At 75.7% G+C, this 6015-nt stretch carries 8 protein-coding genes; 5 read left to right on the forward strand and 3 right to left on the reverse strand.

Annotation, left to right across the window (positions count from 1 at the left end):
* Positions 1–344: 344 nt before the first annotated feature.
* Genes NH602_RS27040 through NH602_RS27050 form a run of 3 tightly spaced genes read left to right on the forward strand, consistent with a single transcriptional unit; the run spans position 345 to position 2816 of the window.
* The gene (locus tag NH602_RS27040; RefSeq protein ID WP_253069256.1) at positions 345–959 is read left to right on the forward strand and encodes a hypothetical protein; all 615 of its coding nucleotides are present in this window, start codon (positions 345–347) and stop codon (positions 957–959) included.
* Positions 960–966: 7 nt separating this feature from the next.
* Positions 967–2148 carry a sensor histidine kinase gene (locus tag NH602_RS27045; protein WP_253069257.1) on the forward strand — a complete coding sequence of 394 codons (1182 nt, stop codon included), beginning with the start codon at positions 967–969 and terminating at the stop codon, positions 2146–2148.
* Positions 2145–2816 carry a response regulator transcription factor gene (locus NH602_RS27050; protein WP_253069258.1) on the forward strand — a complete coding sequence of 224 codons (672 nt, stop codon included), beginning with the start codon at positions 2145–2147 and terminating at the stop codon, positions 2814–2816. The genes NH602_RS27045 and NH602_RS27050 overlap by 4 nt, the downstream gene beginning before the upstream one ends.
* A 6-nt stretch (positions 2817–2822) precedes the next feature.
* Here the strand turns inward: NH602_RS27050 and ligD are convergent, their stop codons facing one another.
* Complete coding sequence (ligD, locus tag NH602_RS27055) at positions 2823–3851, reverse strand: non-homologous end-joining DNA ligase (protein WP_374210268.1); 1029 nt, start codon at positions 3849–3851, stop codon at positions 2823–2825.
* A gap of 35 nt (positions 3852–3886) precedes the next feature.
* Between ligD and NH602_RS27060 the strand changes: the two genes are divergently transcribed.
* Both NH602_RS27060 and msrB read left to right on the forward strand, forming a co-directional pair.
* A complete protein-coding gene (locus tag NH602_RS27060) occupies positions 3887–4168 on the forward strand; it encodes a hypothetical protein (protein WP_253069259.1) in 282 nt (93 codons plus the stop codon).
* 42 nt (positions 4169–4210) lie between these two features.
* Complete coding sequence (gene msrB, locus NH602_RS27065; RefSeq protein ID WP_083474690.1) at positions 4211–4663, forward strand: peptide-methionine (R)-S-oxide reductase MsrB; 453 nt, start codon at positions 4211–4213, stop codon at positions 4661–4663.
* Positions 4664–4694: 31 nt separating this feature from the next.
* Here the strand turns inward: msrB and hemQ are convergent, their stop codons facing one another.
* Complete coding sequence (gene hemQ, locus NH602_RS27070) at positions 4695–5390, reverse strand: hydrogen peroxide-dependent heme synthase (protein WP_251786136.1); 696 nt, start codon at positions 5388–5390, stop codon at positions 4695–4697.
* 33 nt (positions 5391–5423) lie between these two features.
* On the reverse strand, positions 5424–6015 hold a 592-nt coding region (locus NH602_RS27075), incomplete at its 5' end, for an NAD(P)/FAD-dependent oxidoreductase (RefSeq protein ID WP_253069260.1).

Genomic DNA, 6015 nt, shown 5'->3' on the forward strand with positions numbered 1-6015 from the left:
CCGACCAGATGCCCGGCGACGCCGCCGGCGAGCAGCGCGGCACCGAGCGCCGCGGCCACGCCGAGGCGACGGACGGCACCGAGCGCCGCCCGGGGCCGTCGGGTCCCGGCCGGTCGGCCGGTGGTCGTCGTGGGTGTCGTCGTCGGTGTCGTCATCGTGGGTGTCCCCTCACCCCGGGCGCTCCGCCGGCGGTGTCGCCGTGTCCCGGTGCCGTCCGATCCTGGGCACCGGCGGCGCCCGCGGAATCGGCGCGGCGGCGTATCCCGGCGCTGCCGCAACGGTTCGACCGCACGTACCGCAGAGAGTTGATGACACCGGTCGGTGGGCCCGCGAGGCTGATCGACATGACCGACTCACTCGTGGCGATCCTCCTGCCGGGCGCCGGCGGCCGCCCGGAGCTCGGCGGGACCGGAACCCTGGTGACGCCCACCGCCGTCCTCGTCCACCCACCGCTGTCGCGACGACTGCGGGACGGCGAGGGCCCCACACCCGTCCGGGTCGCGGTGTGCGGCTGGGACCCGGCCGGGACCGAGGTGATCGACGTCGCGGGGGTGCAGGTCAGCGGCCGGTCCCCGGCCGGGGCGGACGAGCCGGTCGTCGGGCTGGTGCTGGCGACGCCGTCGTCGCGGACCGGGACGGACGGCTTCGGCAGCGAGGAGGCGGTCGCGGCGCACCTGCTCACCCCGTACGACGCCGTGACCCGCCCGGCCGCCCCCGCCGTCGACCCGGGTGCCACGGTCGACCCGGGTCCCGGTGGACGGTCCGGTGGGACCGGTGACCCGTCCCCCGGCCGCGGTGTCCCGGACGGGCGGCCCGCCGGGTCCGGCGACGCGGAGGAGGACGGCACGGGCGTCGGCACCGGGCCGCCGGCCGGCCCGGGTGACGGCGAGGGCGGGCGTCGGCCGCCGCCGGAGTCCCCGTCGATCCTGTGCAGCTTCCTCGGGATCTTCGTCCGGTAGGGACGCGATGACCACCCGGCGCCGCTCGGTCGGCGAGATCCTGGTCGTCGGGCTGGCGGTCGGGGCCGACCTCTACGTACACGGCGGCGACAGCAGGCTGCGCGGCGGCGGGGAGCTCCCGGCGTGGGTGGTGCCGCTCGTCGAGGTGGTCGTGCTGGCGACCCTGCTGCTCCGGTGGCGGTACCCGTACCGGGTGTTCGCCCTCCAGTGGTGCTGGGCGCTGGCCGGGCTGGTGCTGCCCGGGTTCGCGCCGTTCGCGGGGCTCCTCGTGGCGCTGCACGCCGTCGCCTGCCGGGCGCCGGCCCGGTACTCGCTCGCGGTGCTCGCGGCGAGCCCGGTCCCGCTCGCGGTGAGCAATGCCAACGCCGCCGGTGGGGTGGGGTCGCGCTTCTTCGCCGCGCTGTGCCTGGCCTGGGCCGTCGTCCTCGCCGCGGTCTGGGCGGTCGGGCGGCTCACCCACCTCGCCGAGCGGCGGACACGGCTGGTGGAGCAGCTGCGCGAGCGCGACGCCGCCGACGCCGTCCGGGCCGAGCGGCTGCACCTGGCCCGGGAGCTGCACGACATCGTGGCGCACACGGTCAGCGCGATGGTCCTGCAGACCGCGGGGGCCCGGGTCCGCCTGACCGCGGGCCCCGACGACGACCCGACCCGGGCCGAGGTGGTCGCCGCGCTGGCGGCGGTGGAGGCGAGCGGGGTGACGGCGATGACCGAGATGCACCGGATGCTGGGGCTGCTGCGCGCGCACTCCCCCGGCCCGGCCCCGGCCGGGGACGGCGTCGTCGCACCGCGCCTGGCCGACGTGCCGCACCTGCTGGAGACCTCCCGCGCGTCCGGGCTCGACGTCGAGCACGTCGTCGACGGCGCTCCGGGCCGGGCCGACCCGAGCGTGGAGCTGACCGCCTTCCGGGTCGTGCAGGAGGGGCTCGCCAACGCGATCAAGCACGGCGGCGCCGGGGCACTGGTCCGGGTGCACGAGCTGTGGGAGCCCGGACGGCTGCGAATCACCGTGCGCAGCTCCCCGGGGATCGCCGGCCCGGACCACGGGCTGCCGGTCGGCGGGCACGGGCTGCGCGGGCTCGCCGAACGGGCCGCGCTGGTCGGCGGGCACATCGAGTCCGGCCCGGGCGGCGACGGGTTCGTCCTGCGTGCCGAGCTCCCGCTCGACGGCTCCGGGGCGGGGGCGCGGTGACCGTCACCGTGGTCGTCGCCGACGACGACCCGCTCGTCCGCACCGGTGTGGGCATGCTCCTGCGCAGCGCCCCGGACCTGGCCGTGGTCGGTGAGGCCGCCGACGGCGCCGCCGCGGTCGAGCTGGTGCGGCGCGACCGCCCGGACATCGTCGTGATGGACCTGCGGATGCCGGGCACCGACGGGACCGCCGCCACGCGGGCGATCACCGCGGACCGGGCCGACGACCCGGACCTGCTGACCCGCGTACTGGTGCTCACCACCTTCCACGACGACGCCGTGTACGGCGCCCTGCGCGCGGGTGCCAGCGGCTACCTGCTCAAGCACGCGGCCCCGGCGGACCTGGTCCCGGCGGTGCGCCGGGTCGCGGCGGGCGACGCGTGGCTGGACCCGGCCGTCGCGAGCCGGGTGATCGCCGCGCTCGTGGCCACCGACCCCGACCGCGACGACCCGCCCCAGCTCCTGGCCCGGCTCACCGCGCGTGAGCGCGAGGTGCTGGCCCTCATGGCGCACGGACGGTCCAACGACGAGATCGCCGCGGGGCTCGTGCTGTCCGGCGCGACCGTCCGCACCCACGTCAACCGGATCCTCATGAAGACCGGGACGGGGAACCGGACGAACGCGGTGATCCTCGCCTTCCGCAGCGGGCTGGTGGACCCACGGCGGTGACGACGCTCAGTCCTGCTTCCGCGCCCGGCTCGGCTGCACCCGCAGCGGCTCGCCGGGCATCTTCGGGTACTCCGGCGGATAGGGCAGGTCACCCAGCCCCCGCTCGGCCTCGTCCTCGGCGTACCACTCCAGCGCGGTCGCGCAGCTCCCCCGGTCCTCGCCCGCGCCGGCGTGCGGGTCTCCGTGGCGCTCCAGCAGCCCGGGCACGGTGCGCAGGGTGAACCCGGCGGGGTCGACCTCGGGCAGGTCGTCCCAGGTGACCGGCATGGAGACGGTCGCGGCGGGCAGCCCGCGCACCGACCAGGCCGAGGCGATCGTGCGGTCGCGGGCGGCCTGGTTGTAGTCGAGGAACACCCGCTCGCCGCGCTCCTCCTTCCACCAGTCGACGGTGGCGAGCTCCGGGATGCGCCGGCAGACGCGGCGGGCGAGCGCGATGACCGCGTGCCGGACCTGCACGAAGTCCCACTCGGGCCGGATCGGGCAGGCGACGTGCACGCCCCGCCCGCCGGAGGTCTTGGCCCATCCGGTCAGCCCGGCCTCGGTGAGGACCTCGCGCAGCGCCTGCGCGACGACGACGGCGTCGCCGAAGTCGGTGCCCGGCTGCGGGTCGAGGTCGATGCGCAGCTCGTCGGGGTGCTCGGTGTCGGGGCAGCGGACCGGCCACGGGTGGAAGTCGAGGGTGTTGAGGTTCGCCGCCCAGACGATCGTCGCGGGCTCGGTGACCGACACCGACTCGGCGGTACGGCCGCTGGGGAAGGTCACCGTGCAGGTCCGCACCCAGTCCGGCGCGCCCTTCGGGACGCGTTTGACGAAGAACGGCTCGCCGTCCACCCCGGAGTTGAACCGCTTCAGGTTCGTGGGGCGGTCGCGCAGCGCGGCGGCCATCGGCTCCCCCACCGCGACGTAGTACTCGACCACCTCGCGCTTGGTGATGCCGAGCTCGCCGAACACGACCTTGTCCGGGCTGGTCAGGCGGACCTCACGCGGCCCGTCGGGCCCGTCCACCTGCAGCATCACGACCTCACGGCTCGCCACCCGGCGAACCTACCCCCGGCGTCTATCGTGTGCCCATGAGTTCCGACCGGTCCCCCCGGTTCGACGACGACCTGCTGGGCCTCGACCCGGACGACCCGGAGGCGCGGGCGTTCGCCGCGCACCTGGACCGCATGCAGCGGGTGCCGTCGTGCTCGGTGGAGGGCTACATCCGCGGCGTCGGGGACTTCGCGGAGTCGGCGAACCGGCTCCGGGGGCCGCAGCGCGCCGCCGCCGTCGGGGTGACGGTGCTGCTGCTGCTCGTCGCGGCCTGGGTCATCGCGAACGCGGCCGGGTTCGTCCTCTCCACCTGGGTCTGACGACCGGCGGCGCACGACCGATCAACGGGTTACCGTGGATGCATGGGTCTGTTCAGCCGCAACACCACCACCTCCGACGCCGAGCTCCCGGCGGCGCCGGTGCAGAAGACCGACGACGAGTGGCGGGCCCAGCTCAGCCCGGAGGAGTACCAGGTGCTCCGCAAGGCCGGGACCGAGCGCCCGTTCACCGGTGAGTACACCGACACGACCACCACCGGCGTCTACCGCTGCCGGGCGTGCGGGGCGGAGCTGTTCCGCAGCGACTCCAAGTTCGAGTCGCACTGCGGGTGGCCGTCGTTCTTCACCCCGCTCGCGGGTGAGGCCGTCATCGAGCGCACCGACTCCAGCCTCGGCATGACGCGCACCGAGGTGCTGTGCGCGACCTGCCACGGCCACCTGGGCCACGTGTTCGCCGGGGAGGGCTACGGCACCCCCACCGACCTGCGCTACTGCATCAACTCGGTGTCGCTGACCCTCGAGCCCGCCGCGGAGTAGGGGCCGCCGGGCGGCGGTCCCCACCCGCCGCTCAGGGCAGGGACGCGACGAGGTCGCCGACCTCGACCCGCGGGCCGGTGTAGAACGGGATCTCCTCGCGCACGTGGCGGCGGGCCTCGGTGCCGCGCAGGTGCCGCATGAGGTCGACGATGCGGTACAGCTCGTCGGCCTCGAAGGCGAGGATCCACTCGTAGTCGCCGAGGGCGAAGGCCGGGACGGTGTTGGCGCGCACGTCGGCGTAGTCCCGGGCCTCCTTGCCGTGGTCGGCGAGCATCGTCCGACGCTCGGCGTCGGGCAGCAGGTACCACTCGTAGGACCGCACGAACGGGTAGACGCAGACGTAGCGCTTCGGGTCCTCACCGGCCATGAACGCCGGGACGTGGCTCTTGTTGAACTCCGCCGGGCGGTGCAGCGCGGTCTGGCTCCAGACCGGCACGCTCGCCCGGCCGAGCGCGGTGGTGCGGCGCAGGTCGGAGTAGGCGGCCTGCAGCGACTCGATCTCCGAGGCGTGCCACCAGATCATGTAGTCGGCGTCGTGCCGCACGCCGGCGAGGTCGTAGACGCCGCGGACGGTGACGTCCTTGTTGGCGAGCGAGTCGAGGTACTCGGTCGCCTCGCGGGCGGCGGCCGAGCGGTCGTCGCCGAGGCGGCCGGGCTCGGCCCGGAAGACCGACCACATGGTGTAGCGGATGGTGTCGTTGATCGCTTTGACGTCCACGCGGGCCATGTCCGGCATGGTACGCGGCCGGTGAGGGTGCCCTCAGCGACCGGTCCGTGCGGCGGGCAGGGCCGGGGCGAGCCGCTCGGCGGCGGCCCGGGCGGTCGCGACACAGGCGGGGACGCCGACCCCGTGCAGCATCGACCCGGCGACCTCCAGCCCCCCGACGGCGGCGACGGCGGACTCCAGCGCGTCGACGACCCCGCCGTGCCCCACGCCGTACTGCGGCAGACCGCCGCCCCAGCGCTGCACGAACGACGCGACCGGGACGGCGTCGACGCCGTCGAGCACGGCCAGGTCGGCACGGACACGGGCGACGAGTTCGGCGTCGTCGACCTGCAGGCCCGCCTCCTCGCCGAACCGGCCGATCGAGGCCCGGAGCCGGACCAGGCCGTCCTCACCGAGGTGGGCCCACTTCGTCGACGCGTGGGTGACGCCCTTGACCGACAGGGGCTCGTCCGCGGCGACCAGACAGCCGGAGGTGCCGGGCATGCCGGTGACGTCGGCGGCCCGGAAGGCGAGCGCGACGACCGCGGAGGAGGCGAGCTCGATCCGCCCGGCCGCGGCGGCCGCGGCCGGGGCGACCGGCTCCAGCAGCCGGCGGGCGGCGGGGGCGGGGACGGCGAGGACGACG

Source organism: Pseudonocardia sp. McavD-2-B (assembly GCF_024124365.1).
Lineage (GTDB): Bacteria > Actinomycetota > Actinomycetes > Mycobacteriales > Pseudonocardiaceae > Pseudonocardia > Pseudonocardia alni.

Bases quoted from the DNA above. Each gene is read 5' to 3' on its own strand.
- NH602_RS27040 (WP_253069256.1), top strand. From the start codon at position 345: ATGACCGACTCACTCGTGGCGATCCTCCTGCCGGGCGCCGGCGGCCGC.
- NH602_RS27045 (WP_253069257.1), top strand. From the start codon at position 967: ATGACCACCCGGCGCCGCTCGGTCGGCGAGATCCTGGTCGTCGGGCTG.
- NH602_RS27060 (WP_253069259.1), top strand. From the start codon at position 3,887: ATGAGTTCCGACCGGTCCCCCCGGTTCGACGACGACCTGCTGGGCCTC.
- hemQ (WP_251786136.1), bottom strand. From the start codon at position 5,390: ATGGCCCGCGTGGACGTCAAAGCGATCAACGACACCATCCGCTACACC.
- msrB (WP_083474690.1), top strand. From the start codon at position 4,211: ATGGGTCTGTTCAGCCGCAACACCACCACCTCCGACGCCGAGCTCCCG.